Consider the following 24,867-nt stretch of genomic DNA (forward strand, 5'->3'; position numbering starts at 1 on the left):
GAGCGAATGGCGGAGAGTGTCGAGAAACTCGAGGACGGGATCGTCCGTTCGGCCGAGCAGGTGTCGAGCCAGATTCGCGCGGCCAAGGACGCGATCGCCTCCGTCATCTTCGGCCAGGATCGCGTGATCGAGAACACGCTGGTCACCATCCTCTCCGGCGGCCATGCGCTCCTGATCGGCGTGCCCGGACTTGCCAAGACCAAGCTGGTCGAGACGCTCGGCGTCACGCTCGGCCTCGATGCCAAGCGCATCCAGTTCACGCCCGACCTGATGCCCTCGGACATCCTCGGCGCCGAAGTGCTGGACGAGAGCACCGCGGGCAGGCGCGCCTTCCGCTTCATTGCCGGTCCCGTGTTCGCGCAGCTCTTGATGGCCGACGAGATCAACCGCGCCAGCCCGCGCACGCAATCCGCGCTCTTGCAGGCGATGCAGGAGCAGCACATCACCGTCGCCGGCGCGCGTCATGATCTGCCAAAACCCTTCCACGTGCTCGCGACGCAAAACCCGCTGGAGCAGGAAGGCACCTATCCGCTGCCGGAAGCGCAGCTCGACCGCTTCCTGATGGAGATCGACGTCGACTATCCCGATCGCGATGCCGAGCGCCGCATCCTGTTCGAGACCACCGGCGCCGAGGAGACGCTGGCCAAGGGCGCGATGACGCCCGATGCGCTGATCGCCGCGCAGCGGCTGATCCGGCGGCTGCCGGTCGGCGATTCCGTCGTGGAGGCGATCCTGTCGCTGGTGCGCTCGGCCCGCCCGGGTCCGGACGCCGGCGAAGCCGGCAAGTTCATCGCCTGGGGACCCGGCCCACGCGCCAGCCAATCCTTGATGCTGGCGGTGCGCGCGCGTGCGCTGATCGACGGCCGCCTCGCGCCCTCGGTCGACGACGTGCTCGACCTTGCCGAACCCGTGCTCAAGCACCGCATGGCGCTGACGTTCCAGGCGCGCGCCGAAGGCCGCACGATTCCGGACGTGATCCGGCAGTTGAAGACACGGATCGGTTGATGGCAGCAGACAACGGGCACGCAGCGAAGGAGACACTGGCGATCCGACGTGCCGATGGCGAAAGCCGCACGCTCGCCGCTTCTTTGCCGCGCCTGGTGCTCGAGGCCCGCCGCGTCGCCGCCAACGTCATCCACGGCCTGCATGGACGGCGCCGCGCCGGCTCCGGTGAAAATTTCTGGCAGTACCGCCGCTTCGTCTCGGGCGAACCGTCGCAGAACGTCGACTGGCGCCGCTCGGCGCGTGACGACCATCTCTATGTCCGCGAGCTCGAATGGGAGGCCTCGCACACGGTCTGGATCTGGCCGGACCGCTCGCCCTCGATGGCGTTCGCCTCGAAGACCGCGCGCGAGTCCAAGCTCGAGCGGACGCTGATCGTCGCCTTCGCGCTCGCCGAGCTGCTCGTCGCCGGCGGCGAGCGCGTCGGCATTCCCGGGCTGATGGCACCGACCGCAAGCCGCAGCGTGATCGACAAGATGGCGCAGGCGATGCTGCATGACGATGCCGACCGGCTGAGCCTGCCGCCGTCCTTCGTTCCGGCCGCGCTGGCCGAGATCATCGTGCTGTCGGATTTCTGGTCGCCGATCTCCGAGATCAGGACGACGCTCGCAGGGCTGTCCGGCTCCGGCGCGCATGGCACGATGGTCCAGGTCGTCGATCCCGCCGAGGAGTCGTTCCCCTATTCCGGCCGCGTCGAGTTCGTCGAGCCCGAAGGCTTCGGCGTGATCACCGCCGGCCGCGCCGAGAGCTGGGCGCAGGACTACACCGCACGGCTCGCGCTGCATCGCGACCAGATCCGCGCCGAGACCAACAACCTCGACTGGCTGTTCACGACGCACGCGACCGACCGCTCGGCCGCCGAGCTGCTGTTGTTCCTGCATGCGGGCATGCAGGTGAGCAAGTCGGGCGCCCGCACCACGACGATCAAGGCGGGGCCGGCCGCATGATGGGATTGCCGCTCGCGTTCACCCAACCGCTGCTCCTGATCGGCCTCGTCAGCCTGCCCGTACTGTGGTGGCTCTTGCGCGTGATGCCGCCGCGGCCGCGCCGCATCGAGTTTCCGCCGACGCGGCTCCTGTTCGACATCGCACCGAGGGAAGAGACGCCCTCGCGGACGCCGTGGTGGCTGACCGCGCTCCGCCTGCTCGCCGCGGCGCTGGTGATCTTCGCCGCCGCCGGCCCGATCTGGAATCCGCAAACGGGCCTTGCCGGCAGCAAGGCGCCGCTGATGATCATGTTCGACGACGGCTGGAGCGCCGCATCGCACTGGGACGTCAGGATCAGGACCGCGGACGAGCTGATAGCCAATGCCGACAATGACGGCCGCGGCATCGCGCTGGTGCCGCTGTCCGAGCCGAACCGCGACATCACCCTGATGCCGGCGGGTGCGGCGCGCGTCGCGCTGCGGCAGCTGGCGCCAAAGCCCTATTCGATCGACCGCGTCGACACGCTGGCTGCGGTCGACCGTTTCCTCAAGGTCACCGGCGACTGCGAGATCGCCTGGCTGTCCGACGGCGTCGACACCGGCCGCGGCGAGGACTTCGTGGCTGGCCTCGGCAAGACCATCGGCGATCGCAGCCTGACCGTGTTCGAAGGCGGCACCTCCTCGCCGCTGGCCCTGGTCGCCGCCGAGAACGCCGCAGCGAAGATGACGGTGAAGGTGCTGCGCACCGACAGCGGCATCGCGGTCGGCACCGTGCGCGCGCTGGACCAGAAGGCGTCGCCGATCGGCGAAGCGCGCTATTCGTTCGGTCCGCAGGACAAGGAGACCGAAGCGGCGTTCGATCTGCCGGTCGAGCTGCGCAACGACATCACGCGGCTCGAAATATCCGGCGAGCGCTCCGCCGGCGCGGTGCAACTGCTCGACAAGCGCTGGCGCCGCCGCGCCATCGGCATCGTCTCGGGCTCGACCAGCGAGACTGCGCAGCCGCTGCTGGCGCCGACCTTCTATCTCACCCGCGCACTGGCCCCGTTCGCCGACGTGCGGCTCGCCGACAAGGGCTCGCCGCAGCAGGGCATCACACAATTTTTGGACCAGAAGCTGCCGATGATCATCCTCGCCGATGTCGGCACCATCGCGCCTGAACTGCGCGAGCGCCTCAATGCCTGGGTCGACCAGGGCGGCGTGCTGGTGCGGTTCGCGGGTCCAAGACTGGCGCAGGCCGAGGACGATCTCGTGCCGGTGAAGCTGCGCAAGGGCGGCCGCACGCTCGGCGGCAGCCTGACCTGGGAGAAGCCGCAGCATCTCGCCGCCTTCGCGGGCGACGGCCCGTTTGCCGGCGTCGCGGTGCCCAAGGACGTCACCGTGAGCCGCCAGGTGCTGGCCGAGCCCGACGCCGTGCTCGCCACCAAGAGCTGGGCCTCGCTGGAAGACGGCACGCCGCTGGTGACCGGCGAGCATCGCGGCAAGGGCATGGTCAGCCTGTTCCACGTCAGTGCCGACATGCGCTGGTCGGATCTGCCGATGTCGGGCACCTTCGTCGAAATGCTGCGGCGGGTGGTCGACATGTCCGGCTACACCGCCAAGCCGGGGCCGGGTGTTGCCAGCGAAGCGACTGCCGAGACGGTGGCGCCGCTGCACATCCTCGACGGCTTTGGCGCGTTCGGCCCGCCGCCGGCGACCGCAAAGCCGCTGCCTGCGGATTACCGCGACCGCGCCACCCCCGATCATCCGCCCGGCTTCTATGGTCCGGCAGAAGGACCGCTCGCCGTGAACACGCTTGCTAGCGCCGATCGCATCGCGGCCCTGAACACCGCGGCCCTGCGCGCCCGGCACGCCACCTACACCAATGCGGAGCCGCAGGATTTGCGCGGCTGGCTGCTGTCGACGGCGCTCGCGCTGTTCCTGATCGACGCCATCATCGTCGCGGTGCTCGGCGGCGGGATTGCCGCGCTGCTGCGCCGCCGCGCCGCACCCGCCATGATCGTGCTCGCCTTGCTCGCGGGATTCGCCTCGCTCGCGCCGGCGCCGTCGCGCGCCGACGGCGTATCCGACGAGTTCGCGATGAAGGCGGTGTCGCAGACCCGCCTCGCCTATGTCGTCACAGGCAATGCCGACGTCGATTCCATCGTCAAAGCGGGGATGAACGGGCTGACGCTGTTCCTGGCCCAACGCACCGCGCTGGAGGCCGGCGATCCCGTCGGCGTCGATCCCACACGCGACGAGCTCGCCTTCTTCCCGCTGATCTATTGGCCGATCGTGCCGGGCGCGCCGAAGCCGCCGCAGGACGCCATCAACAAGATCGACGCTTACATGAAGCAGGGCGGCACCGTGCTGTTCGACACCCGCGACGCGATCGAGGCACCGCCCGGCGCAAACGGGGCGTCGCAGACCCCGGGCATGCAGACGCTGCGCGAGATCCTGTCGTCGCTCGACGTGCCCGAGCTCGAGCCGGTGCCGCGCGAGCACGTGCTGACCAAGACCTTCTACCTGCTGCGCGACTTCCCCGGCCGCTTCACCGCCGGCCAGACCTGGGTCGAGACCTTGCCGCGCGAAGACGACGAGGACAGCGCGCAGCGGCCGGCGCGCGGCGGCGACGGCGTCTCGCCGATCATCATCACCTCGAACGATCTTGCCGGCGCCTGGGCGGTGCGGCCCGATGGACACGCCATGCTGCCGGTGATCGGCGGCGACACCCGCCAGCGCGAATTCGCCTACCGCGCCGGCGCCAACATCGTGATGTACACGCTGACCGGCAACTACAAGGCCGACCAGGTGCACGCACCGGCCCTGATCGAACGGCTGGGGCAATAGGACCGACATGAATTACGGCATCGCATTCACGCCGCTCGTTCCCGCGATCGTCCTGTGGCTCGCGCTGGCCGCGATCGTCGTCATCGCGCTTCTGCTGCTGGTGGCGCGTGCGCGCGGCGCCGCGGTGCGCGTGGCCGCGCTGGCGCTGTTCCTGCTGGCGCTCGCCAATCCCTCCTTCACACGCGAGGACCGCGATCCTCTCACCTCGGTCGCCGCCATCGTCGTCGACAAGAGCCCGAGCCAGAACTTCGGCAGCCGCAATCGCGAGGCCGCAGCGGCGCAGGAAGCGCTGGTCGACAGCCTGAAGAAGATCAAGGGCCTCGAAGTCCGCGTCGTCGAGGCCGGCCAGGCCGACGGCGAGACCGACGGCACCAAGCTGTTCGGGGCGCTGGCCTCGGCCTTGTCGGACGTCCCGGTCGACCGCGTCGCCGGCGCGTTCCTGATCACCGACGGCCGCGTCCACGACATCCCGGCGAACGCCGCCGCGCTCGGTTTCCAGGCGCCGGTGCACGCGCTGATCACGGGGCAGAAGGACGAGCGCGACCGCCGCATCGCGATCACGGCGGCGCCGCGCTTCGGCATCGTCGGGCAGACCCAGACCATCTCCTACCGCCTCGACGACCAGGGCGTTTCCGGCGAGCGCGCCAGGGTCACGGTGCGCCGCGACGGCGAGGTCATCAACGAGCGGACGCTGTCGAGCGGCCAGGCCGCCAGCGTCGACGTCGACATCAAGCATGCCGGCCCGAACATCGTCGAGATCGAGGCCTCGCCGCTCGAACGCGAATTGACGCCGGTGAACAACCGCGCCGTGGTCGCCATCGACGGCGTGCGCGACAAGCTGCGCGTGCTCCTGGTCTCGGGCGAGCCGCATTCGGGCGAGCGCACCTGGCGCAATCTGCTCAAGTCCGACGCCAGCGTCGACCTCGTGCACTTCACCATCCTGCGTCCGCCGGAGAAGCAGGACGGCACGCCGATCAACGAATTGTCGCTGATCGCGTTTCCGACCCGCGAGCTGTTCCAGCAGAAGATCAACGAATTCCAGCTGATCATCTTCGACCGCTACGCCCGCCAGGGCGTGCTGCCGATCGCCTATTTCGACAATATCGCGCGCTATGTCCGCTCGGGCGGCGCGGTGCTGGTCTCCGCCGGCCCCGACTATGCCTCCAACACCAGCATCTGGCGCACGCCGCTGGATTCGGTGCTGCCGGCCGAGCCGGTCGGCGTGACGGAAAAGCCGTTCTATGCGCATCTGTCCGACATCGGCAAACGCCATCCAGTCACACGCGGCCTCGAGGGCTCCGCCAGCGAACCGCCGCGCTGGAGCCGCTTCTTCCGCACCGTCGACACCCGCAATGCCGTGAACCCGCCTGTCATGACCGGCGTCGACGGCAAGCCGCTGCTGTTCCTGTCGCGTTTCGGCGAGGGCCGCGTCGCGCTGCTGCTCTCCGATCACATCTGGCTGTGGGCGCGCGGTTATGAGGGCGGCGGCCCGCATCTCGATCTGCTCCGGCGGATGTCGCACTGGCTGATGAAGCAACCTGATCTCGATGAAGAAGCGCTTCGCCTCCAGGTGCAGGGCAAGGACCTCGTCGTGGTGCGTCAGACCATGGCGGACAGCGTCCAGCCGGTGAGCGTGACCTCGCCGTCGGGCGTATCGCACGATCTGACGCTCGGCCCCGGCGATCCCGGCGAGTGGCGCGCCAGCCTGCCGGCGAACGAGCTCGGCCTGTGGCAGGCCACCGACGGCACGCTGAAGGCGCTGATCAATGTCGGCCCCACCAATCCGAAGGAGTTTTCGGAGGTCACCTCCACCGTCGACACATTGAGGCCGCTGACACAGGCGACGGGCGGCGACGCCGTGCGCGTGGCGAGTAGCTCAAGCGTCGAGCTGCCGCGCATCCTGCCGGTGCGCTCCACCAGCGTCTTCCACGGCGACGGCTGGATGGGCGTGCGGATGCGCGACGCCAGCGTGGTGAAGGGCGTCGGCGTGCTGCCGATCTTCTCCGGCCTGATCGGCCTTCTGCTGCTGCTCGGCGCGTTTGCGGCGACGTGGGTTCGCGAGGGGCGCTGAACGCTGCTGACGAAAGCTCTCTGAATCCGCCCGCCCGTCGGATGACAAGCTCACGAACATCAGTCGTGCGCGCTCAAGATGATCAGCTGCGCGGCCCAACTTCGTGCGCTTCGCTGCCGGTCATCCCGGCTTGCGGAATTCGGGGAATTCTCTAGAATTTTTGCGCCGGTGTCATACGGACCGAATGTTGAGGCTACGGCGCGTGTCGTGGCCTCTCAGCAGTCCCTGTCGCTGGATTTTACAAATGGGAATTGGGATGTTGACCGTAGAGGAGATCGTTCACGTCAGGTCTTCCTTCGACAGGGTATTCGCGAACGCGACCGACATGACGACGACGTTCTACGATCGGATGTTTGAACTTGCGCCGGAAATCCGACCGATGTTTCCGGCCGACATGACCAACCTCAAGAATGATTTCATCTCGAAGCTCGCGGTGTTGGTTGGCAGCCTCGACGAGACAACTGGACTGTTGTCGGGTGCCGACATCCTCGGCCGCAATCACCTGCGCTATGGCGTCAGACCTGAGCACTACCCGATCGTCGGCGAAGCTTTGATCTGGAGTTTTGCGCGCGGTCTTGGCGCGCATTGGACCGATGAGGTGGAGCAGGCCTGGCGGAAGGTTTACGGCATCATTGCTCAGCGTATGATCGCAATCCACAGCAGTCCGCCGCCGTCGCTATTCTCACCGATCACAAGCCCTCCACGGCGTACGTAACTGTCGCTAGTTGCATGAACGACACATCGTGTGACTGGATCGCCTGCGCAGATCGGCGGCGGTTGACATCTGCCATCCGGTCGAGTGATGTTATACTATAACATCGCGGCGTCCTGGGATTGACGCCCCGGTGTGGGGGTGGCGTTTTCAGATGAAGTGGTTCCGGTCGAAGGTCAGGCACGGCGCCCGGCTCGCATTGTTCGCGATGCTGGTGCAATTCGCGCTGACATTCGGGCACAGCCACTGGTTTGCCCAGGCCGCGCCGCTCGCCCAATCCGCGGCGCAGCACGCCGAAGGCAGCGCCAACGGCGTGGCAGCGACCGGCGACGCCGCCGTCCAGAAGCAATCGCCCTCGAGTCCTGATCGCGAGCATTCGCGCGAGGATAGTTGCGCGATCTGCGCCATCATTGCGATGGCGGGCACCATCATTTCGGCGACACCGCCCGTGCTGCTGCTGCCACAGGCGATCGAGCTGCTCCACCGCACCACCGATGCAGAATTTCTCCATCTGAAATCGGCCGGCACGGCGTTCCAGCCGCGCGCCCCTCCCGCGTCCTGACGTCCAACGCTTGATCACGCCCAGCCTTGCCAACGCCGGCGAATGCCTGGGAGAAGTTGAAGTCGAATTCCGTCGCACCGCGACGGCAGGCCGCCTCCGATCAGCAGACCATCATCCGGACGGCGCCTGACTGGAATCAGGACCATGTCATTTCAATTGCGACGCGCGCAGCGTCTTGGCGGAGCAAGCCTGCTCCTGCTCGGCGCCGCCGCCACATCTGCGTTCGCTCAAGACTCGGCGCAGGACAAATCGTCGACCGAGATCCCCGCCGTTACCGTGACGGCACCGAGCCCCATCGTGCGCAGAGCGGTGGTGCCGTCGCGTAACGCGGGCCGCGGCACGCGGACCGCGCGGGTGCGCAGCCGTGAGCAAACGGCGGAAGCCGCGCCGGCGGCCCCGGCGCCTGCCGCGCCTCAGCAAGGCGTGCTGCCTGTTGTGACCGATCAGTTCGCGACCGTCACCGTGGTGCCGAACGAGGAGATTCGGCGCAACGGCGGCGGCACGCTCGGCGACCTCCTGTTCTCGAAGCCGGGCATCACCGGCTCTGAATTCGCACCCGGCGCGTCCAGCCGCCCGATCATTCGCGGCCTCGACACCAACCGTGTCGGCATCGTCGAGAACGGAACGGGCAGCAACGGCGCGTCCGATCTCGGCGAGGACCACTTCGTACCGATTGATCCGCTGGCAACCAACCAGGTCGAGGTCATCCGCGGACCGGCGACGCTGCGCTACGGCTCCACCGCGATCGGCGGCGTGGTCAGCGCAACCAACAATCGAATTCCGGATGCCTTGCCGTCCTGCACGGCGCCCTTTTCGACTTACGGACTCCCGACCAAGGCGCCGCTGGCAAACGTCGGATCGCCGGGCTGCATCACCGCGGAAACACGGACGGCAGTGACTTCTGTCGATCGCGGGGTCGAAGGTGCGGTGCTGCTCGACGCCGGTGGCGGTAACTTTGCCGTCCATGCCGATGCATTTGGCCGCAAGGCCGGCGACTACAACATCCCGAGCTACCCGTTCTTGACCGATCCGACGCTACCGTTCAACGGACGCCAGCCGAATTCGGCATCGCAGGGCTACGGCGGATCTGTCGGCGGCTCCTACATCTTCGATGGCGGCTACGTTGGCGCGGCGATCACGCAGCACAACGCGCTCTACCACATTCCCGGTATCGAGGGCAGCGAGTTCCTGACGCGGATCGACGGACGACAAACAAAATTCACGACAAAAGGCGAATATCGGCCGGACGCTGCGGCGATCGATGCTATCCGGTTCTGGGCTGGGGCCACCGACTATAAACACGATGAGGTCGGGCTCGCCGATTCTGCCGATCTCACCTCCCTCGGCGTGAGACAAACCTTCACCAACAAGGAACAGGAAGGCCGCGTCGAGGTGCAGCTTGCGCCGTTTGACGTCCGCTTCGCTGCGCTGACCACCGCTGTGGGCGTTCAGGCGTCGCACCAGAAGCTAACCGCGCCGAGTCCGGACGATCCAGGCAGCCCGATCAACGGACTATTCGATCCGAACAAGAACACAAAGGTCGCCGGGTACATCTTCAACGAGTTCAAGTTCAGCGAAGCTACCAAGGCTCAGATCGCCGGGCGCGTCGAGAGCGCAAGGTTGAGCGGCACGGCGCCAGCCTTCGTCCCCGATGTGTTCGACCTCGCCGTCGATCCGGCAGCGATCGGCCCCGCAACGGCGGTCAACCGCAACTTCACGCCGGTGAGCGGGAGCATCGGCCTGATCCACAACCTCCCTTGGGATCTGGTCGCGAGCATCACCGGCCAATATGTCGAGCGTGCGCCGAAACCGGCGGAATTGTTCTCGCGCGGCGGCCACGATGCCACCACCACTTTCGACATAGGCAATCCCAATCTCGGTATCGAGACCGCCAAGTCGGTCGAGGCGGGACTGCGACGGGCGGTAGGGCCGCTTCGCTTCGAAATCACCGGCTACTACACCAAGTTCAACGGTTTTATCTACCGGCGCCTGACCGGCAACACGTGTGAGGACGGCGTTTGCCAGCTTGGCGCGGGCCTCGAATTGAATCAGGCGGTCTATTCGCAGCGCGACGCGACATTTCGTGGCGGCGAATTCCAGTTCCAGTACGACGTGATGCCGGTCTGGAACGGGATCTGGGGCATCGAGGGTCAATACGACATCGTGCGCGCGACCTTCGACGACGGCACCAACGTGCCACGCATTCCTCCCCAGCGGCTGGGCGGTGGTGTGTACTATCGCGACGCCGACTGGTTTGCACGGATCAACCTGCTGCACGCGTTCGCGCAAAACGACATCGCACCGATCGCGGAGACGCCGACGCCCGGCTACAACCTGCTAAGGGCCGAGGTCAGCTACAAAACGAAGCTCGATCAAAGCTGGTTCGGCGCGCGCGAGATGCATGTGGGGCTCGTCGGCAACAACCTGCTGAACGAGAACATCCGCAATGCCGTCTCCTTCAACAAGGACCAGGTGCTGTTGCCGGGCATCGGCGTCAGGGCGTTCGCGAACTTCAAGTTCTAGCTTGCTCGGGTCGGGGCCCTGGAGGGGGCCCCGACCAACGCCGTCATTGCGAGCGTCGCAGCACGGATGGAGCGCAGCGTAATCCGGGGTTCTCTCGCCGCGGAAGGACCTTCCCGGATTGCGCTGCGCTCCATCCGGGCTACGGGCGTTACCAACGACGCGCGCCACTCCTACTTTCGTGCCTTGCTCCAGTCGGGGCCGACCGCGCCCGACACGCCCTCGAAGGCGCCGTCGACGAGCTCGAACACGAGGATGCGGGCGGCATCGACCGGGCCCGGCAAGGTGACGCGTCCCTTGGGGACCGGCTTGAAGCCGACGCGGCTGTAATAGGGCTCGTCACCGACCAGCAGCACGAGGCGGTGGCCTTTCGCCTTGGCGTCCTTCAACGCGCGCTCCATCAACAGACGGCCGATGCCGCGGTCGCGGAACGGCGGCTCGACAGTGAGCGGCCCGAGCAGCAGCGCCGGTGTGTCGCCGATCAGGATCGGCAATTGCCTGACCGAGCCGACCAGCAGCGTGCCGATGCGGGCGGTGAAGGACAGTTCGAGCAGATGGTCGACGTGCTCGCGAATCCGGTAGGCGCTCAGCACGAAGCGGCCGGGACCGAAGGTACGTTCGTGCAGCCGCTCGATCGCCTGAGCGTCGCCGGCGGCCTCGGGAAGGATGGTCACTGAGAGATCGTTCATGTCAATTCGCGGAGTAGCACTTGCGCATGCGAAGGTCCATGGGCGGTGTCGGTGCCGGGAATTCAGCCGACCATCCCCACAAGAGGGAGAGGTTGAGCGAGCCCGCGGCCCGATCGATTCAGCCAGAATCCATCTCGCTTCAGCACAGGCCGCCCTCAGCGCCACGTCGCAATCGGGGGCTTGCCATCCAGCACTTCCGCGATCCGCAGCCGCGTTCCGGGCGTGGTCCCCTCGGGCAGCGCGGCGATGGCGAAGAAGCCGCATTCGACGATCTCGCGGTTGGGCTCGGGCGGGCGATCCTGCCTGAATTGCCTGACCACGTAGACTGCGACGTGGTCGCGGCGGGAGACGTGGCTGTTGAGGAAGATGCCGTGCAGGACCGCCTCGCCGGTGAGATCGATGTCGCCCTCCTCCTTGAGCTCACGCCGCAGCGCCTCTTCCATGGCCTCGCCGAAATCGACGCCGCCGCCCGGCAGATACCAGCCGCTGACGTAGCTGTGCCTGACCAGGAAGACCCGGTCCTCGGCATCCAGCACCACGGCGCGGACGCCGAGCGTCATGCCGCGGACGAGCAGGAAATAGACGTGGAAGGCCCGCCGCAGCAACGGCTCGAATTTCCGTCGGACCCGGTTCAGACGTTCTCCCATCAGACTTCCTTGCCGCCGCGATTCAGGCCCTGCTTGCGCGTTCCTCGCGACCTTGCCATTACAGTGGAGCAATAGCGAGGCAATCGCGCGCCATGGCCCCCTTCACGCTCGCCCATCTCTCCGACCCGCATCTAGCGCCCTTGCCGAAGCCGCGGCTGATCGAGCTCGCGGGCAAGCGCGCGCTCGGCTATGTCAACTGGACGCGCAACCGCCACAAATACCAGCGCCGCGAGGTTCTCGACGCGCTCGTTGCCGACATGAAGGCGCAGGCGCCCGACCACATCGCGGTGACGGGCGATCTCGTCAACCTCGCGCTGGAGGCGGAGTTCGCGCCGGCCCTGGACTGGCTCGAAAGCGTCGGCCCGCCCGACCGCGTCACCACGATTCCCGGCAATCACGACGCCTATGTCCGCGCCACCTTTCATCGCTTCGGCGAGACCTTTGCGCCCTATCTTGCGGGCGATGACGGCCGCATCGGCTTCCCGTCCGTGCGCCGGCGCGGGCCGCTGGCGCTGATCAGCCTGTCCACGGCGGTGCCGACGCTGCCGCTGATGGCGACCGGCACGCTCGGGCGCGATCAGCTCGCCTCGCTCGCAGAGGTCCTCGAACGGCTCGCGGCGGAGGACGTCTTCCGCGTGCTGCTGGTGCATCATCCGCTGAAGTCCAGCGCGCGCCAGAAGCGGATGACCGACGCGCCCGCTCTGCTGACGCTGCTCAAGCGCCACGGTGTCGAGCTGATCCTGCACGGGCACGACCACATTCATTCGACGATATGGGTCGAAGGCCCCAACGGCAATATTCCCGCGCTCGGCGTGCCCTCGGCCTCCGCGCTCGCGCACGGACGCTATCCGGCGGCGGCGTATAATTTGTTCAAGATCGAGAAGGACAATGCCGGCTGGCGCTGCGAGCAGACGGTGCGGAGCCTCGGGGCTGGATTTCAGATCGGGCAGATCAAGCATGTGCGGTTGATTTAGTCCCGGCCGTCATTCCGGGGCATGCGAAGCATGAACCCGGAATCCATCGGGCCGCAGCGCGTGCTGATGAATGGATCCCGGGTTCGCGCTGCGCGCGCCCCGGGATGACGGCCTCACCAGCTCCGCAAGGCCGCAAGCAGAGCCACTCCGAACAAGGCGGCAGCGCCGAGCACGAAGCCGAATACGAACGGCCAGACCCGCGAGCGGCGCGGCGGCTCCGCGGCTGCGGCTTGCGGTTCGGGCGGGACCACCATCGCACGCTCGCGCTCGATCATGCGGCGCGCGACATAGTCGGTGACGGCATCGACGATCACAGCGGTGTCGTGCGATTCGGCGAGCACGATGCGGCCGAAGCGGGTGTCCTGGACGAAGCGGTACATCCGCTTGTCGCGCCCCATCACGATGTGGGCGACGACGTCGATCCAGAGTCTCGGCGTATCGCCCTGGCTGATGCCGCGATCGAACAGGTCGACCTTATCAGGCACCTGCGCGAACAGGGGATCGAGCGCATCGTTGAGGATCTCGAGCCGCGCCACCTCGGCGTCCCTGAGATCGACGACGACGCCGGTCCGGTCGGCGGCCTCGATCCGCGCGCGCAGCAGCGCATCGCGCAGCCGCACCGGGCGCGGCTGGCCGGGATGGGTCACGCTGGTCTCGGGCTCTGACATTGTCGGCCTCGTCCTCGACTTTCCACCATTAACCTATCAGCAACCACATCCTCCGCAAAGCCCCACAATTCCAGATACTTACAGCGCCCCACAGCCTTTACACCTGTGCCAAAAACAGACGATCCCACCCAGGCTTGAGGCCTGGATGGGACCATCCGTCCTTGGACGTCTTCTTAATTCAGCTCGGCAGCCGCCTGATCAGGCTGCCGGGGCGCGCTGCGGCTCTTCCACGATCGAGAAGCGGACGCCGGCCTTGTGGCGGCTCTCTTCCGACACCTCGCGCCAGCAGTCCTCGGCTTCCTTGCGGGACTTGAACGGACCTTTGACCTGGGCCGAGCCTTCCACGAGCTTGTGGAAGTTCATCGAACCGAACTCGCCGCCGATCACCCAGAAATTGCTGCCTTTGGTCATTGTCAGTCTCCTATCGAGAGTAGCGTGGTTCGTTAGCCGAACTGGTTCATGGTGTTGTGGGCGCCGCCCGCCTTCAGGGCAGCTTCACCCGCGAAGTACTCCTTGTGGTCGTCGCCGATGTCGGAGCCGGCCATGTTCTGGTGCTTCACGCAGGCGATGCCCTGACGGATCTCGGCGCGCTGGACGTTCTTGACGTAGCCCAGCATGCCCTGCTCGCCGAAATACTCGCGGGCGAGGTTGTCGGTGGACAGCGCGGCCGTGTGATAGGTCGGCAGCGTGATCAGGTGGTGGAAGATGCCGGCGCGCTTGGCCGAATCCGCCTGGAAGGTGCGGATGCGCTCGTCGGCTTCCTTCGCCAGCGGCGTGTCGTCGTACTCCGCCTTCATCAGCTCGGCACGGTTGTACTTGCTGACGTCCTGGCCCGCTTCCTTCATCGCGTCGTAGACCTGCCAACGGAAATTGAGGGTCCAGTTGAACGAAGGCGAGTTGTTGTAGGCGAGCTTGGCGTTCGGCACCACCTTGCGGATGCGGTCGACCATGCTGGCGATCTGCTCGATATGCGGCTTCTCGGTCTCGATCCAGAGCAGGTCGGCGCCGTTCTGCAGCGAGGTGATGCAATCGAGCACGCAGCGGTCCGCGCCGGTGCCGGGGCGGAACTGGTAGAGGTTGGAGGGCAGCCGCTTCGGACGCATCATCTTGCCGTTACGGTTGATGATGACGTCGCCGTTGCGGGCGTTCTCCGGCGTCACTTCCTCGCAATCGAGGAAGCTGTTGTACTGGTCGCCGATGTCGCCGGGCTTGTGGCTGACGGCGATCTGCTGCGTCAGGCCGGCGCCGAGCGAGTCGGTGCGGGTCACGACGATGCCGTCTTCGATGCCGAGCTCGAGGAAGGCGTGGCGGCAGGCGCGGATCTTCGCCAGGAAGACCTCATGCGGCACGGTGACCTTGCCGTCCTGGTGGCCGCACTGCTTCTCGTCCGAGACCTGGTTCTCGATCTGCAGCGCGCAGGCGCCCGCTTCGATCATCTTCTTGGCGAGCAGATAGGTCGCCTCCGCGTTGCCGAAGCCAGCGTCGATGTCGGCGATGACGGGCACGACATGGGTCTGGAAGTTGTCGATCTTCTCGATCAGCTCCTTCTCACGGATCTTGTCGCCTTCCTTGCGCGCCTTGTCGAGCGCGCGGAAGATGTCGTTGAGCTCGCGCGAGTCGGCCTGACGCAGGAAGGTGTAGAGCTCCTCGATCAGCGCCGGCACCGAGGTCTTCTCGTGCATCGACTGATCGGGCAGCGGACCGAACTCGGAACGCAGCGCCGCGATCATCCAGCCCGAGAGATACAAATAGGTGCGATCGGTCTTGCCGCCGAAGTGCTTCTTGACCGAGATCAGCTTCTGCTGGGCGATGAAGCCGTGCCAGCAGCCCAGCGACTGGGTGTACTTGGTAGGATCCTTGTCATAGGCGGCCATGTCGGCGCGCATCAGCGCCGCGGTGTAGCGGGCGACGTCGAGGCCGGTCTTGAAGCGGTTCTGCAGGCGCATGCGGGCGACGGCTTCGGCCGACACGCCGTTCCAGGTCGGCTGGGTCTCGAGGAGCGCCTGGGCCGCCTTGACCTCGTCCAGATACGAGGACGGGCGCTGGAGCGCGTTGATGCCACGGGGCTGATAATTCATGTGCCTGATCCTTTCGCTGACGGTGGCGATGGCTTGCCATCGACATTCTTGACAGTGCATTGCGATATGCGTGTCAGGAGCTAAACGCGAAAACAGAAACTTCGTATAGAGGCCTTGTTTTTTATTGGTGATGTCATGTAACATCAGAACATGTAACAGATGTTATTTTGTAAATCTTGTAAATATTGGTCAGCGATTCTGACCTTGATAAGCCTGGAGATCTGAGAATGGCCGCCGAGTCCGGCAAGAAACTTTTCGTCGGCCCGCGCTTCCGGCGGATCCGGCAGCAATTGGGGCTGTCGCAGACCCAGATCGCCGAGGGGCTCGGGATCTCGCCGAGCTATGTCAACCTGATCGAGCGGAACCAACGACCGGTGACCGCCCAGATCCTGCTGCGGCTGGCCGAGACCTATGACCTCGATTTGCGCGACCTCGCCACCGCCGACGAGGATCGATTCTTCGCCGAGCTGAACGAGATCTTCTCCGATCCCCTGTTCCGCCAGATCGACGTGCCCAAGCAGGAGCTGCGCGACCTCGCCGAGCTCTGCCCCGGCGTCACCCATGCGCTGCAGCGGCTCTACGCGGCCTATACCGAGGCCCGCCAGGGCGAGACGCTGGCCGCCGCGCAGATGGCCGACCGCGACGTCGGCACGCGCTATGAGGCCAATCCGGTCGAGCGCGTGCGCGAGCTGATCGAGGCCAACCGCAACTATTTTCCGGAGCTGGAGCAGGCCGCGGAAAATCTGCGCGACGAGCTGAACGTGCCCGCCGAAGGGCTCTATGCGGCGCTGGCCGCGCGCCTGCGCGAAAAGCATTCGATCCAGACCCGGATCATGCCGGTCGACGTGATGCGCGAGACGCTCCGCCGCTTCGACCGCCACCGCCGGCAGCTGCTGATCTCCGAGCTGGTCGACCCGCCCGGCCGCGCCTTCCAGCTCGCCTTCCAGCTCGGCCTCGGTGAATGTGCGCAAGCCCTGGAGACCATCATCGGCCGCGCCGGACCGCTGGACGACACCCCGCGCCGGCTGTTCCGCATCACGCTCGGCAATTACTTCGCAGCCGCCGTGATGATGCCCTACCCGGCGTTCCTCGCCGCCGCCGAAGCGCTCAACTACGACATCCACGTGCTGGCGCAGCGCTTCAATTCCGGCTTCGAGCAGGTCTGCCACCGCCTCACCACGCTGCAGCGGCCGAACGCGCGCGGCATTCCGTTCTTCCTGCTCCGCGTCGACAATGCCGGCAACGTCTCCAAGCGCTTCTCGTCCGGCACGTTTCCGTTCTCGAAATTCGGCGGCACCTGTCCGCTGTGGAACGTGCACTCGACCTTCGATACGCCGGACCGCCTGCTCAAGCAGGTGATCGAGCTGCCCGACGGCACGCGCTATTTCTCGATCGCGCAGATGGTGCGCCGCCCCGTCGCGCCGCACCCGCTGCCGCAGCCGCGCTTCGCCATCGGCCTCGGCTGCGAGATCCGCCACGCCACGCGCCTGACCTACGCCGCGGGCATGGACCTGGAGAAGATCGAGGGCACGCCGATCGGCGTCAACTGCCGCCTCTGCGAGCGCGAAAACTGCGCCCAGCGCGCCGAGCCGCCGATCACACGCACGCTGATCCTGGACGAGACGACGAGAAGGGTGTCGAGCTTCGCGTTCTCGAATGCGCGGGAGTTGTGAGGGGGCGATTGGTGTGCACTACGCACACCACTGTCATGCCCCGCGCAGGCGGGGCATCCAGTACGCCGCGGCCCATCGACTCTATCACTGCTGTCACGGAGTACTGGATTGCCCGCCCCTGTGCGCAATTGCGCACTAGGCGGGCAATGACAGCGGAATGTGTGGTGACCGCCAGAGCCTACGCCAGCGTATGCACGATCACCGGCCCGGCCACGGCGCGCGCCTCGCCGGCGAGCAGCGGGCCGAGATCCTTCTCGATCCAGGCGATCGCGCGCTTGTTCGCTTCCTCCGCCTGCTCGAACTTGTCGAAGATGGAGATCGAGGTGACCGTGTCGTCGCCGGCGTAGACGACGTAATAGGCGCGAAAACCATCGACGTCGCTGATGATCGGAACGGCACCGTCCTTGATGCGGCGCGCCAGCTCCTCCGCGCTCCCGCTTTTCGCCTTGGCCTGACGGATGGCGGCATACATGGCATCCTCCCCTTCCGGCTGTCTGGATTTTCGGGCTTGGTGCCCAAAGGCGATGTTACGCCGAAGCGCGCCGCCGATCCACGCTTGGTTAACCCCACCCTAATCCGCCTCCGCGATCTGCAACCAACGGTTAAGCACGCCTCAACATCGGTGCCTTAGTCTCGTCGCACTCACTTTTCGCAAACAACGGCGGCCTATTGTGCCGGGCGAAGTGACATCAGGGGGTTCATCATGCGCATTGCGTTGCTGCTGACCGCAACCATCGTCGGCGCGCTCTTCGCCAATCCATCCCATGCCGGAGCGCTCGATGCCGATGCGGCGCAGCCGCTGCCGCCGGGCTTCCAGAGCTACCGCGGCTACATGTTCGACATATCCGAGAACCGCGACCGCAAGGATGTCGACAAGCTCACCGAGAACCTGAAGAGCCAGATCGACGTCGTCGAAGGCGTCGGCCTCTCCCCGCGCGTGCTGCGCTTCTTCCACACCGTTCCGATCGTCGCGAGCGAGCTCGCCTGCCTCGACGAAGGCGCCGCCACCGCCTGCTACGGCCGGGTCGCGCCGGACATGCAGCGCACCGCGCCCCGGACCCTGACGGTCTGGGATCCCGCCAAGCAGCGCTGGAGCAATCCCAATGCCGTCGACCTCGCGGTCGATTCGGGGCTCGGCGTGATCATGCTGCGGCCCGACATGATGCGCTACGAAAAGGAGGCGGTGCTGCTGCACGAGCTGCTGCACGCCTATCATGCGCGGCTGCTGCCGGACGGCTACGCCAACAAGGGCGTGATCGGCTACTATGCCCTGGCCAAGTCCAAGGACCAGTTGCCCAAGGAATCCTACGCGTTGAAGAACCCGATGGAGTTCTTCGCCGTGACCGCCAGCATCTTCCTCTCCGGAAAGAGCGAATTCCACGACCCCAAGTCGCGCGAGGTGCTCAAGGAGAAGATGCCGGACTATTACAAATATCTGGTCGGCGTGTTCGGCTTCGACCCGGACCCGGCGGCGTCGAGCGGCCCGGTTGCCTCGCTGAAGTGAGGCGGAAACACCGTCAGGACACAAGAGCCGCGCAAAATGCGCGGCTTTTTTGTTTTGGGTAACCGGAAGCTGCGGATGACGGGCGGCCGGGAATTGCCAAGGTGGGGCCCGATCTGCATAGTCCCGCCCGCATCGATACCGTTTTCGAAGGGGATAAGAGAACATGGCGGACGCCGACCTGGATGTCGTGATCCGGCAACTGGCCAGACAGCTGCATACGGGCCTGATGACCCGCGCCAAGGAGCGGCGGGATCGCTTCAACGGCCTCGCGGCCAAGGCCAAGGGCAAAGAGACCGGCGAGCGCTTCAAGATGATGGCCAAGGCCACCATGGAGCAGGCCACCGCCGCCGCCAAGCGCCTGCAGATGTCCGCCGACAACGTCGCCGACAGCTACGCGCGATCGATGCGGCTCGCCGCCAGCACGCCGGTCGCGGTGAAGGTGGAGAAGACGGCGAAGGAGAAGACGGCGAAGAAGGCCGCCAAGGCGAAGAAGGCAAAAGCCAAGAAGGCGAAGTAAGCGCGGCCCGCGCGCCTCACCTCTGCCCGTAAGAACGGGGAGAGGGAGACAACTCCCTCACCTTCTCGGCGCCGACACCTGTGTCGGCTCCGCACTTGCAAGCTCGGCCAGCTTGGCGCGCGCTGCCTCGCGCGCGCGGCCGTCCTTGCCGGCGGGCAGCGCGAGCGCGGCCTCGAAATCGGCGCGGGCGTCGTCGGCCTGGCCGCGGGCGAGGAACGCCAGACCGCGATCGAGACGAGCCTGCGCATCGGAGGGGTCGAGGCGGACCGCCGTGTTGTAGCTCAGGATCGCGCGGTCGAGATCGCCCATGGCGGCGAGCGCGAGCCCGCGCTGGTGATAGGGCGCGGCGCGCTTGGGATCATGCGCGATCGCCTCGTCGTAATCCGCAACCGCAAGCTCCAGGTCGCCGTTCTGCCGGCGCGCCAGCGCCCGGTCGCGATAGAACGAGGCGCGGTTGGGATTGAGATGGATGGCCTCGTCGAAATCGGCGATCGCCCGCCTGAAGTCGCCGTGACGCAGCGCGATCCGCCCGCGCCCGTCATAGGCGAAAGCGATCAGCGAGCCGCGGAGCGGCGAGAAGCCGATCACGGCCGAGCAGATGTCGGGATCGTCCTCGTCGCCACAATTGACGACCATGTGCGTGGACAGGCCGACGAGCACGCAAAGGACGATCAGCAATGGTACGGCAGCTCTGGTCATCTTCGACGGTGGCCGGCGGAGGACCGGCCACGCATCCCCTTTCGAAGGAATGGTCATGCCGAGGTGTTAACACCGGCGGGGACGACCCTATGTGCGCCAGGTCACAAAGCCGGACGCAAATCCTTACCGGTTCCGTTAGCCCCAAGGACCACGTGAAGGACCACGTGACGAGGAGCGGCCCCAAGGACCGCGCGACGGGTAGTTCTCGTGGGCGCCGACCGACGGCACCGACTGCGTGCCGAGCTCGGCCGCGAGTTGCTGGAGGGCGGCGATGCGGTTCTGCGTCGAGGGATGGGTGGCGAACAGATTGTCCACGCCGTGGCCCGACAGCGGGTTGATGATGAACATGTGCGCTGTCGCGGGATTTCGCTCGGCCTCGTAGTTCGGCACCTGGTGCGCGGCGCCTTCGATCTTCACCAGCGCGGAGGCCAGCCACATCGGCTGCCCCGCAATGCGCGCACCGAGATTGTCCGCGGCATATTCACGGGTGCGGCTGATCGCCATCTGCACCAGCATGGCACCGAGCGGGGCGAGGATCATCATCAGGATCGAACCGACGATGCCGAGACCATTGTTGTTGTCGCGATTGCCACCGAAGAACATGCCGAACTGCGCCAGCATCGAGATCGCGCCGGCGATGGTCGCGGTAACAGTCATCAGCAGCGTGTCGTGATTCTTGATATGGGCGAGCTCGTGCGCGATCACGCCGGCGAGCTCCTCGCGGCTGAGCTGGTTCATCAGACCGGTGGTGACGGCGACCGCGGCGTTTTCAGGATTGCGGCCGGTCGCGAATGCATTGGGCTGCATCTCATCCATCAGGAACACGCGCGGCATCGGCAAGCCGGCGCGGCCCGCAAGCTCGGCAACGAGCCCGACCAGCTCCGGCGCGGTCGAACGGTCGACCTCATGGGCCCCGTACATCGAGAGCACCATGCGGTCGGAGTTCCAGTAGGTGAAGAGATTGGTCGCCGCGGCGATAACGAGCGCAATCATGGCGCCGGAAGCACCGCCGATCAGATAGCCGACGCCCATGAACAGGGCAGTCAGGCCTGCGAGCAGCATTGCGGTACGAAAATAGTTCATGGCCGTCTCCTGGCCGGCTGCGGGCGAGCCTCTGGCCGGCTCCCCCGAAGTATGAATGCCGCCGACGACCGCAAGGTTCGTGCGTCGCCGGGCCGCAGATCCATTGCAGCTGCAGCCTTTCCACTCCCGCTAAACCTTGACGGGGATTTGCGCAAAAACACACGTGGACACTTAGCAACCTGGAAAGCGCGGGGTTGGCTTAATCCGCAGTGACCGGGCACGTCGCACGGTTCTTGTGCATTGACCGGTTCCGTTGGCATCTCGTCAGCAAGGTGACCGTGATGATGGACCGCTCACGCGCCGCTTCCGTCGACCCCACATCCACTCCCGCCCCTAACGAGAGCAAGACTGACGCGAAGGGCTTGCAGGAGGCAGTGCAGGAGCAGCTGTTCGCCCACGACGAGTCCCGCCACCAATCCGATGGGCAGACTGCGCCCGAACCAGAGCGGCGCCGGTCGTATCTGCGGCGTGGAGCCAAGATTGCCATCGGGCTCGTCATCGTCGCCGTGTTCGGCTGGCTGCCGCTGCGCGCGATCTGGGAGAATTCGAGCGTCGAGGCGGTACTGAATTCCCGCCTCGTCACCTTGCGCACGCCGATCGGCGGCCGTGTGGCGGCTGCTCAGCGCGTCAGCGACCTGGCCAAGCTCGAAGCCGGAACCGTGATTCTGCGCGTCGTGAACTCGCGCAGCGATCGGACCCGGCTCGACGATCTCCGGCGGCAGAAAGCGCGCCTTGAAAACGAGCGGCCGAGCCTTGCCGCCAAGCTTGCCTCGGCCCAGGCCGCACAAAAGGATCTTGCGCGGCAGGCCACCCAATTCCGCGAGGGACGCGTGCTCCAGCTCGAGGCGCGCATTGCGGAGATCCAGACCTCGATCGAGGCGGCGGCCGCGCGGCGGGACGAGGCCAGCGCCGCTGTCGAGCGCGCCTCCTCGCTGGCGAAATCCGGCAATGTCTCGACGGTCGAGCTGGCGCGGCTGACGCGCGAACTTTCGGTCTCGCAGCAGACCGAGCTCGGCGCGCGCAAGCGGCTGGACGCCGCCAAGGTCGAGCTTGCCGCGGCACAGAACGGCTCCTTCCTCGGCGACAGCTACAACGACCGGCCAAGCTCGGTGCAGCGCGAGGAAGAGATGCGCCAGCGCGCCGGCGACCTCGAGGCCGATCTTGCACGCACCGACACCGAGATCGCCTGGCTCGCCAACGAGATCATCATAGAAGAGGCCCGCGTCGCCGATCTGTCCGAAGCCGACATCACGACACCCGTCGCAGGACGGGTCTGGGAAATGATGACCTCGCCGGGCGAGGACGTGCAGGCCGGCCAGCCCCTGCTCAAAGTGCTCGACTGCAGCGGCGCCGTCATCACCGCCAATGTCACCGAGAACGTCTACAACCGCTTGCAGCTCGGCGATCGCGCCACCTTCGAGCCGAATGATGGCGGCGAGCCGATCTCCGGCAGCGTGGTCAATCTGACCGGCGCCGCCGGCGCGCCCGCCAATCTCGCGATCAATCCGGATGCGCTGAGCAAGGAGCCCTATCGCGTGACCGTGGCGTCACGCGATGCCGCGGCCCGCGCCTGCACCGTAGGACGTACCGGCCGCGTCGTGTTCACCCGGCAGGAGACCACGCCGTGATGACGGCGCTGACGCCCGGCATGATGGCGCTCGGCGCGTTCATGGCGATCGTGCCGCTGCTCAGGCGCGACAGCACGATGGCACGCTCGTTCCTGGCCGTCGTATCGGTGGCGTTGCTGCTGCGCTATCTCCATTGGCGTGTCACGTCGACGCTCCCGCCACCGCATCTGACTGTCGACGCCGTGATCGGCTACCCTTTCATGCTGCTGGAGGCAGCCTCGCTGGTCGCGATCGCGTTGTCGCTGCTGTTCCTGAGCCGGACGCGCGACCGCACCGGCGCGGCGAGGATCGACGCCCGCGCCACCGACCCGCGCGCACCGCTGATCGATGTCTTCATCTGCACCTACAACGAGGAACGATCGATCCTCGAGCGCACGATCATCGGCGCGACCGGCATGGACTACGGCAACTATCGCGTCTGGGTGCTCGACGACGGAAGGCGGCCCTGGCTGCGGCGCCTGTCGGGCGAGCTCGGCTGCCATTATCTGACGCGGCCGGACAACCAGCATGCCAAGGCCGGCAATATCAACCACGGACTCAAGCATGTCGGCGCGCTGCCGGAGCGGCCGGAATTCGTTGCCATTCTCGATGCGGACTTCGTGCCGCGGCCGGACTTCCTGGCGCGAACCATCTCGCTCATGGACGATGCGTCGGTCGGCGTGGTGCAGACGCCGCAGCACTTCATCAATCCCGACCCGATCCAGACCAATCTTGCCGCGACTGACGTCTGGCCCGACGAGCAACGATTCTTCTTTGACATCCTCATGCCGGCGAAGGACGCCTGGGGCGTCGCGTTTTGCTGCGGCACCTCATCCCTCATTCGCTACGCCGGGCTGGTGCAGATCGGCGGATTTCCCACCGACTCGGTGACCGAAGACTACCTCGTCACCCTGCGCCTGAAGGAATGCGGCCTCAACACGATCTATCTCAACGAGCGCCTGACGATCGGGCTCGCGCCCGAAGGCCTGAAGGAATACATCACCCAGCGCGCGCGCTGGTGCCTCGGCTTGATGCAGATCGTACGCGGCCGCAGCGGACCGCTCTCGCGGGAGTCGAAGCTTGCCTTCATCGACCGGCTCTCGCTGGTCGACGCCTTCATGAGCTGGGCCGCGGTCTACACCTCGAAGGTGGCCGGCCTCGTGGTGCCCTGGCTGTTCCTGCTGTTCGGCATCAAGGCTGTCCGGGCCGACCTCACCGAGCTATTGCGCATCTTTCTGCCGTTCTATGTCTGGAACGGTCTCAGCCTGGCCTGGCTGTCGCGCGGCCGTTCGCTCGCCATGATGACGGACGTTTCGCAGCTCATTGCCGCGCCCGCCGTGCTCAAGGCGGTTGCGGGCGGCCTGTTGAAGCCGAAAGGACACAAGTTCAAGGTCACCGCGAAAGGCGGCGACCGCGACAGGCGCTTCGTCGAATGGCCGCTGCTGCGTCTCTATGGCACCGCCCTTCTCTTCACGCTCGCGGCCATCGCTTACGCCTTCATCCTGCGTCTGCGCGGCGAGAACATCGCCTACGGCGGATTGGCGCTGGCCTGGAGTCTCTACAACGCGCTTGTTCTCACCGTGGTCTGCTTCGTCTGCATCGAGCAGCCGCGCAAGCGCAAGGCGGAGCGGTTCAATCGCAATGAACCGGTGCTGCTGCGCCAGGATGGCAGGTCGCATCTCGCGCGGCTCGCCGACATCTCCATCACCGGCGCCCGCCTGATCGATCCCGATCCGCCGAGGCCCGGCAGCACGATCGAGTGCCGGATCTATGGCCGCTCGATCGCAGCGATCGTGGTGCGGCGGACCACGGACGGATTCGCGGTCCGGTTCGAGGAAAGCATGGATACGCGCGTGCATGCGATCAGAGCGTTTTATGCCGGCGAATATGTTCGCGCCTATCGGGGCGTCAGGGCGCTCCCGGTCGGAAAAGCACTGCTGATGCGGCTGTTCGGCTAAAGCGTGATGCGGAAAGGATGACCCCCGAGGCCGTCACTTCACTTTAGGTTGTTGTTTACGCATGATCTTTTCGGAAAACCGCTTCGCACTTTTCCGGATCATGCTTTAGACTTCGGGCGAATCCACGCCCGTCCTCCCCGCCGGAACTC

The 24,867-nt window shown here is 66.1% G+C and carries 21 protein-coding genes; 13 read left to right on the forward strand and 8 right to left on the reverse strand.

Going from position 1 to position 24,867, the window contains the following annotated elements; translation table 11 throughout:
• The first annotated feature begins 6 nt into the window (after window positions 1–6).
• The 7 genes from JQ566_RS17520 to JQ566_RS17550 all read left to right on the forward strand — a co-directional run bounded on the left by JQ566_RS17520 (window position 7) and on the right by JQ566_RS17550 (window position 10,624).
• Complete coding sequence (locus JQ566_RS17520; protein ID WP_212373851.1) at window positions 7–1,005, forward strand: AAA family ATPase; 999 nt, start codon at window positions 7–9, stop codon at window positions 1,003–1,005.
• On the forward strand, window positions 1,005–1,949 hold the full coding sequence (locus JQ566_RS17525; protein ID WP_212373853.1) for a DUF58 domain-containing protein: 945 nt from the start codon (window positions 1,005–1,007) through the stop codon (window positions 1,947–1,949). The genes JQ566_RS17520 and JQ566_RS17525 overlap by 1 nt, the downstream gene beginning before the upstream one ends.
• Window positions 1,946–4,756 carry a DUF4159 domain-containing protein gene (locus tag JQ566_RS17530; RefSeq protein WP_212373856.1) on the forward strand — a complete coding sequence of 937 codons (2,811 nt, stop codon included), beginning with the start codon at window positions 1,946–1,948 and terminating at the stop codon, window positions 4,754–4,756. The genes JQ566_RS17525 and JQ566_RS17530 overlap by 4 nt, the downstream gene beginning before the upstream one ends.
• 7 nt (window positions 4,757–4,763) lie before the next feature.
• On the forward strand, window positions 4,764–6,827 hold the full coding sequence (locus JQ566_RS17535; RefSeq protein ID WP_212373858.1) for a hypothetical protein: 2,064 nt from the start codon (window positions 4,764–4,766) through the stop codon (window positions 6,825–6,827).
• 325 nt (window positions 6,828–7,152) lie between these two features.
• A complete protein-coding gene (locus JQ566_RS17540) occupies window positions 7,153–7,542 on the forward strand; it encodes a globin domain-containing protein (RefSeq protein WP_249139524.1) in 390 nt (129 codons plus the stop codon).
• A gap of 151 nt (window positions 7,543–7,693) precedes the next feature.
• A complete protein-coding gene (locus tag JQ566_RS17545) occupies window positions 7,694–8,101 on the forward strand; it encodes a DUF2946 family protein (RefSeq protein ID WP_212373863.1) in 408 nt (135 codons plus the stop codon).
• Between the two features lie 144 nt (window positions 8,102–8,245).
• Window positions 8,246–10,624, forward strand: coding sequence for a TonB-dependent receptor (locus tag JQ566_RS17550; protein ID WP_212373865.1), 2,379 nt, complete (start codon window positions 8,246–8,248; stop codon window positions 10,622–10,624).
• A 170-nt stretch (window positions 10,625–10,794) separates the two neighbouring features.
• On the opposite strand, the gene JQ566_RS17555 is transcribed toward JQ566_RS17550, so the two are convergent.
• Both JQ566_RS17555 and JQ566_RS17560 read right to left on the reverse strand, forming a co-directional pair.
• Complete coding sequence (locus JQ566_RS17555; RefSeq protein WP_212373868.1) at window positions 10,795–11,310, reverse strand: GNAT family N-acetyltransferase; 516 nt, start codon at window positions 11,308–11,310, stop codon at window positions 10,795–10,797.
• A 155-nt stretch (window positions 11,311–11,465) separates the two neighbouring features.
• Window positions 11,466–11,957, reverse strand: a complete 492-nt coding sequence (locus JQ566_RS17560) for an NUDIX domain-containing protein (RefSeq protein WP_212373870.1) — start codon at window positions 11,955–11,957, stop codon at window positions 11,466–11,468.
• Between the two features lie 92 nt (window positions 11,958–12,049).
• On the opposite strand from JQ566_RS17560, the gene JQ566_RS17565 reads away from it, so the two are divergent.
• Window positions 12,050–12,931, forward strand: a complete 882-nt coding sequence (locus JQ566_RS17565; protein ID WP_212373872.1) for a metallophosphoesterase family protein — start codon at window positions 12,050–12,052, stop codon at window positions 12,929–12,931.
• A gap of 113 nt (window positions 12,932–13,044) precedes the next feature.
• Here JQ566_RS17565 and JQ566_RS17570 read toward each other — a convergent pair whose 3' ends face one another.
• The 3 genes from JQ566_RS17570 to JQ566_RS17580 all read right to left on the reverse strand — a co-directional run bounded on the left by JQ566_RS17570 (window position 13,045) and on the right by JQ566_RS17580 (window position 15,677).
• Complete coding sequence (locus JQ566_RS17570) at window positions 13,045–13,599, reverse strand: hypothetical protein (RefSeq protein WP_212373874.1); 555 nt, start codon at window positions 13,597–13,599, stop codon at window positions 13,045–13,047.
• Between the two features lie 198 nt (window positions 13,600–13,797).
• The gene (locus tag JQ566_RS17575; protein WP_027575539.1) at window positions 13,798–14,010 is read right to left on the reverse strand and encodes a DUF4170 domain-containing protein; all 213 of its coding nucleotides are present in this window, start codon (window positions 14,008–14,010) and stop codon (window positions 13,798–13,800) included.
• 32 nt (window positions 14,011–14,042) lie between these two features.
• Window positions 14,043–15,677, reverse strand: coding sequence for an isocitrate lyase (locus JQ566_RS17580; protein WP_212373877.1), 1,635 nt, complete (start codon window positions 15,675–15,677; stop codon window positions 14,043–14,045).
• A gap of 227 nt (window positions 15,678–15,904) precedes the next feature.
• Between JQ566_RS17580 and JQ566_RS17585 the strand changes: the two genes are divergently transcribed.
• Entirely contained in the window at window positions 15,905–17,350 is a 1,446-nt protein-coding gene (locus JQ566_RS17585; protein WP_212373879.1) for a helix-turn-helix domain-containing protein, read from the forward strand.
• A 178-nt stretch (window positions 17,351–17,528) separates the two neighbouring features.
• On the opposite strand, the gene JQ566_RS17590 is transcribed toward JQ566_RS17585, so the two are convergent.
• On the reverse strand, window positions 17,529–17,822 hold the full coding sequence (locus tag JQ566_RS17590; RefSeq protein WP_212373881.1) for an antibiotic biosynthesis monooxygenase: 294 nt from the start codon (window positions 17,820–17,822) through the stop codon (window positions 17,529–17,531).
• Between the two features lie 231 nt (window positions 17,823–18,053).
• On the opposite strand from JQ566_RS17590, the gene JQ566_RS17595 reads away from it, so the two are divergent.
• On the forward strand, window positions 18,054–18,854 hold the full coding sequence (locus tag JQ566_RS17595; protein WP_212373882.1) for a hypothetical protein: 801 nt from the start codon (window positions 18,054–18,056) through the stop codon (window positions 18,852–18,854).
• Between the two features lie 163 nt (window positions 18,855–19,017).
• The gene (locus JQ566_RS17600) at window positions 19,018–19,371 is read left to right on the forward strand and encodes a hypothetical protein (protein ID WP_212373884.1); all 354 of its coding nucleotides are present in this window, start codon (window positions 19,018–19,020) and stop codon (window positions 19,369–19,371) included.
• Between the two features lie 57 nt (window positions 19,372–19,428).
• On the opposite strand, the gene JQ566_RS17605 is transcribed toward JQ566_RS17600, so the two are convergent.
• A complete protein-coding gene (locus tag JQ566_RS17605) occupies window positions 19,429–20,070 on the reverse strand; it encodes a tetratricopeptide repeat protein (RefSeq protein ID WP_212373887.1) in 642 nt (213 codons plus the stop codon).
• A gap of 135 nt (window positions 20,071–20,205) precedes the next feature.
• Window positions 20,206–21,153 carry a zinc metalloprotease HtpX gene (gene htpX, locus JQ566_RS17610; RefSeq protein WP_212373889.1) on the reverse strand — a complete coding sequence of 316 codons (948 nt, stop codon included), beginning with the start codon at window positions 21,151–21,153 and terminating at the stop codon, window positions 20,206–20,208.
• Between the two features lie 281 nt (window positions 21,154–21,434).
• Here htpX and JQ566_RS17615 point away from each other — a divergent pair, with 281 nt between their 5' ends.
• On the forward strand, window positions 21,435–22,781 hold the full coding sequence (locus JQ566_RS17615) for an HlyD family secretion protein (protein WP_212373892.1): 1,347 nt from the start codon (window positions 21,435–21,437) through the stop codon (window positions 22,779–22,781).
• Window positions 22,781–24,718 carry a glycosyltransferase gene (locus JQ566_RS17620; RefSeq protein WP_249139543.1) on the forward strand — a complete coding sequence of 646 codons (1,938 nt, stop codon included), beginning with the start codon at window positions 22,781–22,783 and terminating at the stop codon, window positions 24,716–24,718. Before JQ566_RS17615 ends, JQ566_RS17620 begins: the two co-directional genes overlap by 1 nt.
• The last annotated feature ends 149 nt before the right edge of the window (window positions 24,719–24,867 follow it).

The organism is Bradyrhizobium sp. SZCCT0231 (genome assembly GCF_018130245.1).
GTDB lineage: Bacteria > Pseudomonadota > Alphaproteobacteria > Rhizobiales > Xanthobacteraceae > Bradyrhizobium > Bradyrhizobium japonicum_F.